The sequence below is a fragment of the Paracoccus onubensis genome, assembly GCF_003591515.1.
GTDB classification, from domain to species: domain Bacteria; phylum Pseudomonadota; class Alphaproteobacteria; order Rhodobacterales; family Rhodobacteraceae; genus Paracoccus; species Paracoccus onubensis.
Genome location: NZ_QZCG01000010.1, coordinates 49186 through 64278, shown reverse-complemented (window position 1 = coordinate 64278; position 15093 = coordinate 49186). Strand labels below are relative to the sequence as shown.

13 protein-coding genes and 1 riboswitch are annotated in these 15093 nt (G+C 58.5%); of the genes, 5 read left to right on the top strand and 8 right to left on the bottom strand.

Annotated features, from left to right (window positions below):
* Positions 1 to 179 precede the first annotated feature (179 nt).
* Complete coding sequence (thiC, locus tag D3P04_RS14940; RefSeq protein WP_119750285.1) at positions 180 to 2003, bottom strand: phosphomethylpyrimidine synthase ThiC; 1824 nt, start codon at positions 2001 to 2003, stop codon at positions 180 to 182.
* 91 nt (positions 2004 to 2094) lie between these two features.
* A riboswitch (TPP riboswitch) is annotated at positions 2095 to 2233 on the bottom strand.
* 143 nt (positions 2234 to 2376) lie between these two features.
* Here thiC and D3P04_RS14935 point away from each other — a divergent pair.
* A complete protein-coding gene (locus D3P04_RS14935) occupies positions 2377 to 3444 on the top strand; it encodes an alkene reductase (protein ID WP_119750538.1) in 1068 nt (355 codons plus the stop codon).
* A gap of 182 nt (positions 3445 to 3626) precedes the next feature.
* Here the strand turns inward: D3P04_RS14935 and glnA are convergent, their stop codons facing one another.
* Together glnA and D3P04_RS14925 are read right to left on the bottom strand one after the other, a co-directional pair.
* Positions 3627 to 5033: a type I glutamate--ammonia ligase gene (gene glnA / locus D3P04_RS14930; RefSeq protein WP_182912886.1), complete on the bottom strand. Its 1407-nt coding sequence runs from the start codon at positions 5031 to 5033 to the stop codon at positions 3627 to 3629.
* Positions 5034 to 5106: 73 nt separating this feature from the next.
* A complete protein-coding gene (locus D3P04_RS14925; protein WP_119750281.1) occupies positions 5107 to 5445 on the bottom strand; it encodes a P-II family nitrogen regulator in 339 nt (112 codons plus the stop codon).
* Positions 5446 to 5600: 155 nt separating this feature from the next.
* On the opposite strand from D3P04_RS14925, the gene D3P04_RS14920 reads away from it, so the two are divergent.
* Both D3P04_RS14920 and D3P04_RS14915 read left to right on the top strand, forming a co-directional pair.
* Entirely contained in the window at positions 5601 to 7202 is a 1602-nt protein-coding gene (locus D3P04_RS14920; RefSeq protein WP_119750279.1) for an NAD(P)H-hydrate dehydratase, read from the top strand.
* A gap of 357 nt (positions 7203 to 7559) precedes the next feature.
* Positions 7560 to 8591 carry an invasion associated locus B family protein gene (locus D3P04_RS14915; RefSeq protein WP_119750278.1) on the top strand — a complete coding sequence of 344 codons (1032 nt, stop codon included), beginning with the start codon at positions 7560 to 7562 and terminating at the stop codon, positions 8589 to 8591.
* 88 nt (positions 8592 to 8679) lie between these two features.
* Here the strand turns inward: D3P04_RS14915 and D3P04_RS14910 are convergent, their stop codons facing one another.
* The 4 genes from D3P04_RS14910 to D3P04_RS14895 all read right to left on the bottom strand — a co-directional run bounded on the left by D3P04_RS14910 (position 8680) and on the right by D3P04_RS14895 (position 12952).
* Complete coding sequence (locus D3P04_RS14910; RefSeq protein WP_119750536.1) at positions 8680 to 9888, bottom strand: beta-ketoacyl-[acyl-carrier-protein] synthase family protein; 1209 nt, start codon at positions 9886 to 9888, stop codon at positions 8680 to 8682.
* A gap of 77 nt (positions 9889 to 9965) precedes the next feature.
* The gene (locus D3P04_RS14905) at positions 9966 to 10232 is read right to left on the bottom strand and encodes an acyl carrier protein (protein WP_119750276.1); all 267 of its coding nucleotides are present in this window, start codon (positions 10230 to 10232) and stop codon (positions 9966 to 9968) included.
* Positions 10233 to 10244: 12 nt separating this feature from the next.
* Positions 10245 to 11345 carry a UDP-3-O-(3-hydroxymyristoyl)glucosamine N-acyltransferase gene (locus D3P04_RS14900; RefSeq protein WP_119750274.1) on the bottom strand — a complete coding sequence of 367 codons (1101 nt, stop codon included), beginning with the start codon at positions 11343 to 11345 and terminating at the stop codon, positions 10245 to 10247.
* 32 nt (positions 11346 to 11377) lie between these two features.
* Entirely contained in the window at positions 11378 to 12952 is a 1575-nt protein-coding gene (locus D3P04_RS14895; protein ID WP_232845025.1) for a L,D-transpeptidase family protein, read from the bottom strand.
* Between the two features lie 342 nt (positions 12953 to 13294).
* Here D3P04_RS14895 and D3P04_RS14890 point away from each other — a divergent pair, with 342 nt between their 5' ends.
* Positions 13295 to 13855, top strand: a complete 561-nt coding sequence (locus D3P04_RS14890) for a YcbK family protein (RefSeq protein WP_119750272.1) — start codon at positions 13295 to 13297, stop codon at positions 13853 to 13855.
* 175 nt (positions 13856 to 14030) lie between these two features.
* Positions 14031 to 14615, top strand: a complete 585-nt coding sequence (locus D3P04_RS23885) for a TetR/AcrR family transcriptional regulator (protein ID WP_119750270.1) — start codon at positions 14031 to 14033, stop codon at positions 14613 to 14615.
* Positions 14616 to 14708: 93 nt separating this feature from the next.
* On the opposite strand, the gene D3P04_RS14880 is transcribed toward D3P04_RS23885, so the two are convergent.
* The gene (locus tag D3P04_RS14880) at positions 14709 to 14942 is read right to left on the bottom strand and encodes an acyl carrier protein (protein ID WP_119750268.1); all 234 of its coding nucleotides are present in this window, start codon (positions 14940 to 14942) and stop codon (positions 14709 to 14711) included.
* Between the last annotated feature and the right edge of the window lie 151 nt (positions 14943 to 15093).

Genomic DNA, 15093 nt, shown 5'->3' with positions numbered 1-15093 from the left:
ATTTGGACAAAGAAGAAGCACAAGGAGGGGACACGAAACCGGACAGGTGCGACAGACCCTAGTGCCGTCGGAACCTCTGGAGCATGCGCGCCCGGAGTTGAACAGCAAACTGCATTGCGCAATGTCCGGATCGCGCCTCCCATGATCGGACGCCTGTGCGTGCCTGTCCGGATGCGTCGTCATCCCTCGATCTTCTCCACCTCATCGACCGGCATATAGAGGTCTCCGCCCTCGCGGTATTTTTCGGCCATTTTCTCCATGCCTGATGCCCGTGCCTCGGCGCGGATATCGTGGCTGATCTTCATCGAGCAGAATTTCGGTCCGCACATCGAACAGAAATGCGCAACCTTATGCGCCTCTTTCGGCAAGGTCTGGTCGTGGAATTCGCGTGCTGTATCGGGGTCAAGCGAGAGATTGAACTGATCCTCCCAACGGAACTCGAACCGGGCGCGGGACAGCGCGTCGTCACGCAGTTTCGCCGCTGGGTGTCCCTTGGCCAGATCGGCGGCATGGGCCGCGATCTTATAGGTGATAACGCCGGTTTTCACGTCGTCGCGATCGGGCAGGCCCAGATGTTCCTTTGGCGTGACATAGCACAGCATCGCCGTGCCGAACCACCCGATCATCGCGGCGCCGATGGCACTGGTGATATGATCGTAGCCCGGCGCGATATCCGTGGTCAGCGGCCCAAGCGTATAGAACGGCGCTTCCCCGCAAACCTCCAGCTGCTTGTCCATATTCTCCTTGATCTTGTGCATCGGCACATGGCCGGGGCCTTCGATCATCACCTGACAGTCCTTTTCCCACGCAATTTTGGTCAACTCGCCAAGCGTTTCCAATTCCGCGAACTGCGCAGCATCATTGGCGTCCGCAATCGAACCCGGACGCAGCCCGTCACCCAGACTGAAGCTGACGTCATAGGCGCGCATGATGTCGCAAATCTCGTCGAAATGTTCATACAGGAACGACTCGCGGTGATGATGCAGGCACCATTTCGCCATGATCGAACCACCGCGGCTGACGATCCCGGTCACCCGTTCGGCGGTCAGATGGATGAAGGGGAGGCGCACACCGGCATGGATGGTGAAGTAATCCACGCCCTGCTCGGCCTGTTCGATCAGCGTGTCGCGGAACACCTCCCAGGACAGGTCCTCAGCAACGCCGCCCACCTTTTCGAGCGCCTGGTAGATCGGCACCGTGCCGATGGGGACCGGGCTGTTGCGGATGATCCAGTCGCGGATATTGTGGATATTGCGGCCCGTCGACAGATCCATCACCGTATCCGCGCCCCAGCGGATCGCCCAGACCATCTTCTCGACCTCTTCCTCCATCGAGGAGGTCACGGCGGAATTGCCGATATTGGCGTTGATCTTCACAAGGAAATTCCGCCCGATCGCCATCGGCTCGATCTCGGGATGGTTGATATTCGCCGGAATGATGGCACGGCCCGAGGCGATTTCCTGCCGCACGAATTCCGGGGTCACGTGATCCGGGACCGACGCCCCCCAATCTTGTCCATCGCGGATCAGCTTTTCCTTCGCGGCCCGCCGCCCCAGATTTTCGCGGATCGCCACGAATTCCATCTCGGGCGTGATGATCCCGGCCCGCGCATAGGCCATCTGCGTCACCGCGCCCGATTTCGCCCGGAACGGCTCATGCCGCACGGGAAAGCCCGGAACCAGCCGTTCACCCGTTGCAAACCCGTTATCCTCGGGCTTCACCACCCGGCCATCGTAACGCTCGACATCACCACGTCCCGCAATCCAGCCTTCACGCAAGCGTGGCAATCCCGCCGCAATATCGATCACTGCCTGCGGGTCGGTATAGGGGCCGGAGGAATCGTAAACCGTCACCGGCGGCTCCATGGCCGAAGGATGCAGTTCGATCTCGCGCATCGGCACGCGCAAATCGCCATGCCAGACCTTTTTCGAGGCGGGCAGCGGGCCGGTGGTGATCTTCGGTGCTGGCGTGGGATCGTCGGAAAGATTGCTATGCTTATTCATGATGTCTCCTCAAGCTCACTCGAAAAGACCCAGAAGCGTCGGAGGCAGAAAGCGGGCGTCCGGCCCAGCGGGGGCCAGAACGGCCCAAAGAGCATGTGCCCTTCGGTCTTCCTACGCCAGTCTCAACTGGGTCAGGTTCAAAGGGTCGCCACACCGTGGCAGCTCATTTGCATGATGCTGCCACCAATCAGCCTCTCAGTCCCTTGGGCGGGACTCCCCTGACTGCGCCTACGGTCACAAACCGGGACGCGCTTGTCAAGCGCCTTGCGTTGCGCTGAATGAGATGCGGCTATGCACGAGGCGGTATTGAAAGCTGCGAAAAGGGCAAACAACTCACATCTGGAAGACATTGGTCACGATGAAAGGACATTCGATGACGACTCTTTTCGATCCGCTGCAGATCGGCCCTCTCAGCCTGAAAAACCGGGTTATCATGGCGCCACTGACACGATCTCGCGCAGGGACTGAACGTGTGCCCAACGCACTTATGGCCGAATATTACCGCCAGCGTGCCGGTGCCGGTCTGATCCTGAGCGAAGCGACCAGTGTCACCCCGGTGGGTGTGGGCTATGCCGACACGCCAGGGATCTGGAACGAGGCGCAGGTCGAAGGCTGGAAAGCCGTCACTCAGGCCGTGCATGAGGCCGGCGGCCTGATCCTGTTGCAGCTTTGGCATGTCGGGCGCATCTCGCATCCGATATTCCTGAATGGTGAGCTGCCTGTTGCCCCAAGCGCGATCCAGCCCGCAGGCCATGTCAGCCTGGTGCGGCCAAAATCCGAATATGTCACGCCCCGCGCCCTTGAAACAGCAGAAATCCCGGGTGTTGTCGAAGCCTATCGTCAGGGTGCGGAAAACGCCAAACGCGCAGGTTTCGACGGGGTCGAGATCCATGCCGCCAATGGCTATCTGATCGACCAGTTTCTGCAGGATAGCACCAATCAGCGAACTGACGGTTATGGCGGCGCGATCGAAAACCGGACGCGCCTGCTGAACGAGATCGCCGATGCGGTGATCGGTGTCTGGGGCGCGGATCGGGTCGGCGTGCATCTTGCCCCGCGCGGTGACAGTCATGACATGGGTGACAGCGATCCGCGCGCCCTATTCACTCAGGTCGCCCAGGATATGGCGGCGCGCGGCGTGGCCTTCCTTGCCTTGCGGGAACATGTCGGGGATGACAGTCTTCTGCCCGAAATCAAGCGGACCTTTGGCGGTGTGATCATCGCGAATGAGGGGCTGACATTCGACACGGCCTCGCAATTGCTGCGCGACGGTGTGGCCGATGCGGCCGCTTTCGGTCGCGACTTCATCGCCACGCCCGATCTGCCCGAACGGTTCCGCAACGGTCTGGAGTTGAACGAGCTCGATACCTCGGGCCTCTATGTCGGTGGCGAGAAAGGATATACCGATTACCCGTTTGCAACGGATATTGTTGACGCCTGATCTGCACCCGTAGCAGCTGGGGTCGGCTGGTTCCTGAACCGGGGGCCAGCCCCCGGCCCCCCGAGGTATTTGTGCAAAGAAGAAGGGGCGGGGCGCGGGTTCGATCGAGCGCCGCTTTTGCCAGGCATCTTAAAAAAAAGAGGCGCCCGGACGGCGCCTCTTTTCCTGATTTCGAACTCGTATCAGCAGGAGTAATACATCTGATACTCAACCGGGTGCGGCGTATGCTCATAGGCATAAACCTCTTCCCATTTCAGTGCCATGTAACCTTCAAGCTGGTCGCGGGTGAACACGTCGCCCGCCAACAGGAAGTCCATGTCCTTTTCGAGTTCCTCGAGCGCCTCGCGCAGACTGCCGCAGACGGTCGGGATTTCGGCCAGTTCCTCGGGCGGCAGATCGTAGAGATCCTTGTCCGAAGCCGAACCCGGATCGATCTTGTTCTTGATGCCGTCCAGACCGGCCATCAGCAAGGCGGCAAAGCACAGATAAGGGTTGGCCGAGGGATCCGGGAAGCGGGCCTCGACACGCTTTGCCTTGGGGCTTTCGGTCCACGGAATACGCACGCAGCCCGAACGGTTCCGCGCCGAATAGGCCCGCAGAACCGGAGCCTCGAAGCCCGGGATCAGGCGTTTGTAGCTGTTGGTCGAGGGGTTGGTGAGTGCGTTGAGCGCCTTGGCATGTTTCAGGATGCCGCCGATGAAATACAGCGCCTCTTGCGACAGATCGGCATATTTGTCGCCCGCGAACAAAGGCTTGCCGTCTTTCCAGATCGACATGTTCACATGCATCCCCGAGCCGTTATCGCCCTTCATCGGCTTGGGCATGAAAGTCGCGGATTTGCCATAAGCATCGGCGACATTATGGATGATATATTTGTACTTCTGCATATTGTCGGCCTGTTCGGTCAACGAACCGAAGATCAGCCCCAATTCATGCTGCGCCGAGGCAACCTCGTGATGGTGCTTGTCCACCTTCATGCCGATGCGCTTCATGGTCGACAGCATCTCGCTGCGGATATCCTGTGCGGCATCGACCGGGTTCACGGGGAAGTAACCGCCCTTGTGACCGGCGCGATGTCCCTGATTGCCCATCTCGTATTCGGTATCGGTATTCCATGCCGCATCAAGCGCGTCGATGCTGAAGGCGACCTTTTGCGGAGTAACCGAATAGCGCACGTCATCGAACAGGAAGAATTCGGCTTCCGGGCCGAAATAAGCGGCATCGCCAACGCCCGATGATTTCAGATAAGCCTCTGCCTTGACAGCGGTTCCGCGCGGATCGCGGCTATAGGGTTCGCCCGTATCCGGCTCGACCACATTGCAGTGCACGCACAGGGTCTTTTCCGCATAGAACGGATCGATATAGACCGATGACGGATCCGGAATCAGCTTCATGTCGGATTGATCGATCGACTTCCAGCCGGCAATCGAACTGCCGTCGAACATGAAGCCTTCCTCGAAGAAATCCTCATCCACCAGATCCTTGTCCAGCGTCACATGCTGCAGCTTGCCCTTGGGATCGGTGAAGCGCACGTCGACATAGGCGACGTCTTCATCTTCGATCAATTTCAAGACATCCTTGATTTTCATCACTTCCCTTTCTTCGTAAAATCGGCCCGGCAATCACATTCGCCGGGCGCAGAACCTGTGTCGCTGGAGATATTCAAACCGCGTCGTCGCCGGTTTCGCCAGTGCGGATGCGGATTGCCTGTTCGACGGGCGACACGAAGATCTTGCCATCGCCGATCTTCTCGGTGCGCGCGGCACTTACGATCGCATCGACAGCCGCCTCGACCTGGTCGTCGGGCAGGACCATTTCGATTTTCACCTTTGGCAGGAAATCCACGACATATTCAGCGCCGCGATAAAGTTCCGTATGCCCCTTCTGACGCCCGAAGCCCTTGACCTCGGTAACCGACAGACCCTGTACGCCTACTTCCTGAAGAGCTTCTTTCACGTCGTCCAGTTTGAACGGCTTGATGATCGCCTCGATCTTTTTCATCGCTATTGATCCTTCCTCGCGGCTTGCCTGAAGACTGATTGGCGGGTTTGATGTCTGGCGTAAATGCGGCAAGAGCCGGATGGACGATCCGAACGCGGCGGACCGATGTATTTGCCTAATATTTAGGCTTCATGACGAAACTATAGGCAACTTCTATGCTGTTTGGCACTGAAATCCTCACGACCGCCCAAATGCGCGCCATCGAATCCGCGGCCATGGATGGCGGAGAACTCCCGGGGTTGACCTTGATGGAACGCGCGGGCGCCGCGGTGGCCGGGCATATCCGGCTGCAATGGCCAAAACCGGGACATGCGACGATTCTCTGCGGTCCGGGCAATAATGGCGGCGACGGGTATGTGATCGCGCGGCTTCTGGCGAAGGTGGGATGGAGATTGCGGGTATTGGGGCTGGACAATATCCCCGGCTCCGATGCGGGTGACGCAAAACGCCGCTGGCAGGAAATCGGCCCGATCCTGCCGCTGACACTGGCCACCCTGCGCGAGTCGCCCGTAAACAGCATTCATGTGGACGCCATTTTCGGCACCGGTCTGAGCAGACCGCCACAAGATGAGATCGCGGTGCTGCTTCGCCATCTTTCTCATCTGACCCGTCACGAAAATACACCGCTTGTCGCCGTGGATTGTCCCTCGGGACTCTGCATGGATAGCGGTCGCTGGCTGGGCGGCGATACCGATCCGCCCTCCCCGCTTGCCGCGACACTTACCATCGGCTTCGACAGCCCCAAGCCGGGGCATCTTCTGGCATCCGGTCCTGCCGCCTGCGGTCGGCTGATCATTGCGGATATCGGCTTGCGGCCATGGCGCGAGCGGCGGACCAGGCAGGCCGATCTTTACGCTATCTGGCCGCGCTTCCCCGTCCATGACCGACGGGCTGAACCAATCCGTTCCGTGCTTCCAAGAATGCTCGGCAAAGGTGTCGCGGCGGGCCAACCCCAGGATGCGCATAAATACAGATACGGACATGCACTGATTGTAGGCGGAGCAGCAGGGCAGGATGGTGCCGCGCGGCTGGCGGCGCGGGCGGCGATCAGAAGCGGAGCCGGGCTTGTGACGCTTGGCCTGCCGGATGATATTACCGGCCACGGCAGGCAGGGACCTGACGCCCTGATGCTGCGCAATATCGGGAATGCCGAAGCTCTGCAAAATCTCCTGACCGACCGACGGATCACTGCGCTTTGTCTAGGTCCGGGTTGCGGATTGCGACGGGCCGCCGATCTGCTGCCGACGGCAATGAATGCGCGCCTGCCCTGCGTTCTGGATGCCGACGCGCTCTCGGCCCTGGCGCAAAATCCCGACTGGGTCGGGCAGTTGCCGGATCATTGCGTTCTGACGCCGCATGAGGGCGAATTTGCGCGACTTTTCCCGGATATCTCCCGACGAATGAAAAAGCCCGCCCGCCACGGTCCGGCATATTCCCGCATCGACGCTGTCCGAGAGGCGGCATCGCATTGCAATGCGGTTGTCCTGCTGAAAGGGCCGGATAGCGTGATCGGGGCGCCTGACGGGCGGGCATGGGTGCATTCGGCCTTCGACATCCCCTGGCTGGCGACAGCGGGATCCGGAGATGTGTTGGCCGGGCTGATCACCGGCTTGCTTGCGCGAGATTTGCCTGTCCTGGAAGCTGCGGGCATTGGCTGCCTGCTGCATGCATATGCGGCACGCTTGTTCGGTCCCGGACTGATCGCCGACGATCTGCCCGAATTGCTGCCCCGGGTTTACCGGGAGTTCGGGCTTTAAGAAGATCAGCCGTGCCAAACATTGAATGGCGTCAATCGGCCAAGCCGGCAATCCGGGAATAAGAGTTGGGCCATGACATATGTCATGGCCCCTGCGTTTGAGAACGCTGTCTCCCTGCCGGACTGGCCGGTCATCATTCGTCGCAAGCTATTCTTGTGTCACAAGGACGTCAACTGTCTATGCGGCCCCTGTTCATCGATAATTTTGCCATTTCGCGCCTTTCGTCGTAGCAACCCGGGTTGGCTGAATGCGAAATCGCTCAAACCATGTTGAACTCTGATATCGTGTTACACGCTGACAAACGCATTTATACGTGTTACGCGACAGCAAAACATCGAGCAAAGGAAAGAACCGATTATGCAACTCAGGAATTCGTACTCGCTTCTCGCGGTTCTGGCGGTCATCGCATCCCCTGCCTTCGCACAGGACGCCCCAGCCCCTGAAGCAGAGGCGCCGGCAGATGGCGCGGCGCAATTGCCGCAATCTGCAGCAGATTTGGCCGAGGAAGCCCAGAACGCCGCTGATAACGCGGAATCCGCCGCTCAAGACGCAGCCGATGCCGTGAATGGCGATGCGGCTGAAGAAGAAGCCGGTGCGGATGCGGCGACCGAGGGAGAAGCTGCCGCAACATCCGACGATGGTGCTTCCGCAGAAGGAACCGCCGCGGGCGAAGCGAATGCGGACGAGGCCGAATCAGCGACCGAGCAGCCTGAAGCTGCCGCAGAAGAACCAGCCTCGGATGAACCTGCCGCTGCAGGCGAAGCCGCAGAAACCGGCGAAGCTGCGGCACCTGGTGCCCCGGTCGAAGGCGGAACGCCTTCCGAACAGGCAGCCGAAGGCGCGGATGACGAACCGAAGGTCGGTTCCTACTATGCGAAATCGACTCATTCCGACTGGACGATTCGCTGTGTCACGACCGAAAGCGGCAATGATCCCTGCGAATTGTATCAGTTGCTGAAGGACAGCGACGGCAATTCCGTCGCCGAGATGACGCTTATTCCTCTGAGCAATGGCGAAGTTGCCGCTGGCGCCACCATGGTCGTTCCGCTGGAAACCGACCTGACCAAGGGCCTGAGCTTCGGAATCGACGGAAACAAGGCAAGCGGCTATCCGTTCAGCTTCTGCGCTCCGGTTGGTTGCGTTTCGCGCATGGGATTCACCGCGGATGAATTGGGCGCGTTGAAAGGCGGTTCCAAGGCCAATGTGGAATTGCTGCCCTTTGGTTCGGATCCCAAAAACCCGGTCGAACTTGAACTGTCTCTGGCAGGTTTCACTGCGGCCTATAGTGAGTTGGAACAACTCGCCAAGGAAGCACAGGCGACGGCCGAGCAGCAAGGCGGCAATACCGAAGAACAGCCTGCCGAAGAAGAAGCGCAGCCGGCAGAATAATTGGCCCCGCTGTAAAGCTATTCGTGAAAACAAAAAACCGCGCCGGATCCGGCGCGGTTTTTCCATGCGGCGGAGTGAAATCAGGCCATCACACCCGTCGTAACGCGATCACGGCATTCAGCCCGCCAAAGGCGAACGCATTGGACAGCACCGCATCCACCTGCGCATCCCGTGCTTCATTCGGCACCACATCAAGCGCACATTCGGGATCAGGCTCCTGATATCCGATGGTCGGGGCGATCACGCCGTCCCGCAAAGCCATGATACAGGCCAGCAATTCGACCGCGCCCGTCCCCCCGATCAAATGCCCGTGCATGGATTTGGTCGAAGATATCATCAGCCGGTCGGCATGATGACCAAACGCATGGGCGACAGCGGCACATTCGGTCTTGTCATTCGCAGCCGTTCCCGTGCCATGGGCATTGATATAGCCGATCTGCTCGGGGTTCAGGCCCGCATCGCTTAACGCACCGCTGATGGCACGCTCGGCCCCTTGTGCCGATGGCATGACGATATCCTGCGCATCCGAAGACATCGCAAAGCCGACCACCTCGGCAAGAATATCGGCCCCGCGGGTATGGGCGGATTCGTAATCCTCGAAGACGAAAACCCCAGCACCCTCACCCTGAACCATGCCGTTGCGATTGGCACTGAAGGGGCGGCAGGCATCTTTGGACATGACCCGCAGCCCTTCCCATGCCTTGACTCCGCCAAAGCACAGCATCGCCTCTGATCCTCCGGTCAGCATCACTTGCGCCGCACCGGACCGGATCATCTGAAAGGCAAGCCCCATGGCGTGATTGGAACTTGCGCAGGCAGTCGCGACGGTAAACGATGGACCGCGCAGCCCGAACTCCATCGAAACATGGCTGGCGGCGGCATTGTTCATCAGCTTCGGCACGACAAAGGGATGAACGCGGTTCTTCCCCTCTTCATAGACGGCACGATAATTATCGTCCCAGGTATTCAGGCCGCCCCCGGCCGTGCCCAAAACCACCCCGGCACGCAAACCCAGCTTGCCCTGAAAATTCAACCCCGCCTGCCCGACCGCCTGTTTGGCCGCCAGCAGCGTGAATTGGGTGAACTTGTCATAAAGCAGGATTTGCTGGCGATTGAAGTAACTTTCGGGCCGCCAGTCATGGATCTGCGCGCCGATCTGGATAGACAATCGCTCGACATCGCGAAAATCAAGCTGCGTGATGCCGCAACGCGCTTCGCGAAAAGCTTCCAGCGTGGTCGCCACATCGTGGCCAAGCGCGTTGATGGTGCCCGCCCCGGTGATGACCACCCTGCGCAACCCGTCAGGGGTCAACGGATCAAAGGATTTTACGGTACGAGATTCCTCGGTTTTTTTCTTGCCGGTTCTCTTGGCGCTCATGCGGCCTTTTCCGCTACAAGCCGTTCCACCGCCGCGATGATCGTCCCCATGGTCGAGATATCGAATTCGGATTTCTCGGGCTCATTGGCGTTGAAGGGAATCGTGATATCGAACTCCTCTTCAATCGCAAAGATCGATTCGACCAGCCCAAGGCTGTCGATCCCCAGCTCCTCGGGGGTCGCCTCATCGGAAATCTGATCGGGTTCCAGCATCGCCTGCTCGGCAATGAGTTCCTTGATTCGGGATTTTACGGTGTCAGTCATGTCGCCTCCAGTTCATCCCTTTTCCAACAGGCGTGTAACGGTTTCCTGAAGCTTTGCAACTTGGCTTGCAAGACGTGGCAAACGACGGGTCGCTTTCTGGATTTCCATCTGCGTTTCCATCTTTACCGCCGGATGACCAAGAATCACACGCCCGGCCGGGACACGGGTGAATATCTTGCTGGCGCCGCCTGCGATAACATCATCGCCGATCTCGATATTATCCGAGACACCAACCTGCCCGGCAAGAACCACACGATCGCCGATCTTCGACGAACCGGCGACGCCCACCAAACCGCATAACAGGCAATCTTCGCCAATCACGACATTATGGCCGATCTGTACGAGACTGTCGATTTTTGTGCCGGAGCCGATCCGGGTGGCCCGTATCGTCCCGCGGTCGACGGTGGCATTCGCGCCGATTTCGACGTCATTCCCGATTTCGACCCCGCCCAAAGAATGAATGCGGGTCCAGTGCTGAGCCCTGAGATCATCGCGGGTGCCCAGCGTGCGACGGATTTCCTCGATCCCCGATTCCTCGGGCGTCACGTAAGAGAAACCGTCTCCGCCGATCGAGGCCCCGGGCTGAACGATCAGACGTTCCCCCGCCGTGACGCCATGGGCAATGCGCGCGCCCGGAAGGATCAGTGCATCCTGGCCAAGCCGCGTTCCCCGCCCAATGGAGACATGCGCCCCGATCCGCGCCCCGGACGCAATACGGGCATTGGCGCCGATCACCACAAAAGGTCCGATAGCTGCGCCCTCACCAATCTCGGCGTTGTCATCGATCACGGCTGTGGGATGTATGCCGGGTGCGATATCGGGGCCGGGATCGAATGCACGGGTCAGACCGGCCATGACCAGACGCGGACGCGGCGCGAAGATTGCCGCTTTCAGCCCGTATTCTTCGGGATTCATGCCCTCGGCAAGGATCGCCATGCTTCCCGGGCGCAAAGCCCCGGCATATTTCGGAGCCATCGCCAGGGCGATAACCCCCCCATCCTTGCCCACAGGTACGGTTTCCGAGGGTTCTGCCGCGCCCGTCACGGGCAGGGATTGATCTCCCCAGGCCTGCGCATCCAATGCGCGTGCAAGTTCGCCAATGGTTACAGACATGATTGCCACCTTTCACATGTGGCTTAATCGGTTTACGCGTCCAAATCCAGACCGGCTTTTTCAAGCAATCCCCAAATCACCGCATCACGCCCATAGACGTCCTTATAAAGGCGAATCTGCCCTGTCTCGTCCGGAAATGCCGTGAAATAGACCAGATGCACCGGTACTTCGGGTGTCAGCTTCAACCAGGTCTCTTTGCCGGTATTCAGGGCACGCTCGAAAACAGCCTGGGGGTTTTCCGTCTGCACCGACAAAAGCTGATAGGCCAGGTCAAACGGGTCGCCGATCCGGATGCAGCCATGCGAGTAAGCACGCGACTGGTTGGCAAAAAGATGTTTCGTCGGCGTATCGTGCAGATAGATATTCCACTGGTTCGGGAAAATGAATTTCACCTTTCCCAAGGCATTGTCGTCGCTTGGCTTCTGACGCATCCGATAGGGAAAGCTTGATGCCGTATAGCGGGCGAAGTCGATATTGTCCCGAGGCACGACATTGCCATTTCCATCCACGATATCGATATGCGAGACGGCATAACGGTTCGCTTTCAATTGCGGCAGATATTCCTTGATCGTGATCGAGCGAGGCACGTTCCAGCGGGGGTTCACCACCAGATATTCCATCTGGTCCGAAAATTCCGGGGTCTGCATCTCGGTTTCCGCCTTGCCGACCACGACACGGGTCTGAAAAACCTCATGCCCTTTTTCGAAGATGCGGGCTTTGTATTCCGGAATATTGACCCAGACCATACGGTCATCCAATGCCTCGCCCGTCATCCAGCGCATCCGCTCCAATGCGACGATGATGGCCCGGGTTCGCGCATTCATTCCATCCGAATTCAGCTGACGGATCGTGTTCGGGCCCGCCACGCCATCCGGATTAAGCCCGACCGCCTCCTGATAGCGGGCAACCTCTGCCGACAAGGCTTCATCGTAAAGCCGTGGGTCAGTTACCCGTTCGGCCTCAAGCCCGATACTTGCCAGACGAGCGCGCAGAAGCGCGACACCCTCATCACTCATGCCCAGACGCCAGACTGCCTCGGGCGCCTTGGGCAGATCGGCAGGCACGCTCATCGCCTGCGTTTCATGCAAGGCCGCCTGCAACTGTTCATACGGCTCGTGCTGCGGCCCCAGCTTCACCAGATAGTTCGCGGGATTATCGCTGGCGGCGAATTCCGCTATCAGCTGCGCCACGGCAGGGCGCCTGACCTCGCGGTGGATACCGGGGACCGACCGTGCAGGATCGATCACGCCACCGGTCAAATCCTGGATCATCCGCGCCAGAGTCCGGGCATAAACCATCTCGGACGTGAAATCCTGCCCTGCCGAGCCCAGGCTGTCGGGGTGGTAACGTGATGTTGGAATACCATGCGAAGGCATTGTCTCAATGGCATCGCGCAACGCCTGACGCCGGACCTCCCCTTCGGGGCCGGTGAAAATCGGCTTCAACCCATTCCCGCCATAAAATGCGGCCAAAGCCGGATGACTTGCCACCGCCTCTGCAAGCGCCATTTCGTCGGGCGAGAAATGCAATCTGGGTGAAACCGCCACGGTTGTCCCACCGCTCTGCATGACGGAAGATTGCGCGGTCGCCACTTGCGTACCGCTCATGATCATAGCTGCCGCCAGGAGGACTGAAAAACCCGATCGCCGCATCGAAACCTCATAAATCATGGTTTGATTCTGCCATTGATCATGCGAAGGATCCATGAAGGCCGGACGAACCCGTAAGATCAAAGCCGCAAAGTTGCATAATCGGCACAATATGACGCTCAACGGCAACAAGCGGCATGATAGGCGATTTCTTGCCGATATCCAGTCAGATTTATCGCCTTGCGCACAAATAGGTTTCTACAACCTGAAGATTTTGACATATTGTTAATCATCGTAAGACATCTTCCAAGAAGCCGCAGAAACGCGGCCAAATGAACGAAGCAGGACAGGCGATCTGACATGACAATCAATCCTATTTCCCGGCGTGGAATACTGGGGGTGTTCGCGGCGACTGCTGTGACAGCTGCCCCTGTAATGGCCAATGCGTTTGGCTTCTTGCGCGGAGCAGGCGATATGCGCCGTATCCGGATGTATAACGGCCGAACCGGTGAAAGCATCGATGCCGTTTACTGGGTCGACGGCAAATACATTCGTGAATCTCTTAATGAAATCAACATCTTCATGCGCGATTGGCGGACCGGAACAGCAATCGGCATCGATCCGCGGACCATTGACGTTGCCACCGCGTCGCACAGGCTGCTGCAAACGAACGAACCCTATATGCTGTTGTCGGGCTATCGTTCACCGCAGACCAATGCGATGCTGCGCAGACGGTCTTCCGGCGTGGCCAAGAATTCGCTGCATGTGACGGGCAAGGCTGCTGATCTGCGGCTCAAATCGCGCTCGGTCGGCCAGATGTATCAGGCGGCAGCTTCTTGCCGGGCTGGTGGCGTCGGCAAATATAGCGGTTCGAATTTCGTGCATATGGATTGCGGTCCCGTGCGGACCTGGGGTTCCTGATAATATCCCGAATTCCATCGCGCTTCCTACCAGTGAAATTCAACCCATTCATGGGTTGAATTTGTTGTTGTGATCACAGAACCCGCTTCTTGCGTTGACAGTAGCCTGACGGTCTGTGATTTTGATGCAGTCACTGCAATTTGGCGGTGACGCCGGAACAACCTCAGGAACGTGAATGAGTTCGTCATCAATCCGACGCTATCACACCGCCAAAAAGATTCAGTCCGCAGCAATCGCGCTTGCCATCAAGAACGGGCTGAACAATATCACGACCGAAGCGATCGCATGTGCCGCAGGTATCAGTGCACGCACTTTCTTCAACTATTACCCCTATAAAGAAGCCGCGCTCATGGGGCCGCAGCCGGATTACCCCGAGGATGCGGCCGAATTATTCATAAATGGCACAGGCAGCCTGCTGACCGATCTTCGGGAATTGATCTCTGTCCACATTTCACGCTTTCTGCACGAAAGGGAAATGCTTGGGCATCTTCTCAAGCTCAGCGAAACCGATCCCAAGCTGACGGCCTTGCGCAATAATGCCGTTCTGGCGCGGCGCGGTAAAATGGCAGGGCTTCTTCAGCGGCGCCTGCCGGATGCCGATCCCAGGATGATCGACATCCTTGCCTCGGCCATTATCGCGGCCACCAATAATGCGACCCAAAGCTGGGCCTTTGGCGTATCGGAAGATTTCGTCGACGCTGCCATGGAAAATCTGTCGCTCATCCTTCCCGCCGCCCAGCTGCTGGAACAGGAAGATTAACCCTCGCTTTCAGATATGCCGCCCGCAATGAAAAAGCGACGCTCCCTAAAGGAGCGCCGCTTTCCTGAATTCCGGTAAAGGCGAAATCCGACCTTAGACCGCGCCGTTGATAAACTTCACCGCATCGCCAACAGTCTGAATGGTTTCAGCGGCGTCATCGGGAATCTCGATGCCGAATTCTTCCTCGAAAGCCATCACCAGTTCGACGGTATCAAGGCTGTCAGCACCCAGATCGTCAATGAAAGAAGCGGACTCGACCACTTTCTCTTCATCGACACCAAGATGTTCGACAACGATTTTTTTCACGCGATCAGCGATATCGCTCATATCACAACCTCATTCTCGCGGGCATCCGCCCAAATATGGTTCCCGGGCATCGCCCGTGTTGGCACAGGGCGGTTTCCCTGCTGCTCAGGGGCCGGATATAGCACCCCCTATGCATCATGCAACCGCTTTTCCATGCTTTTTCTCGCTGCGA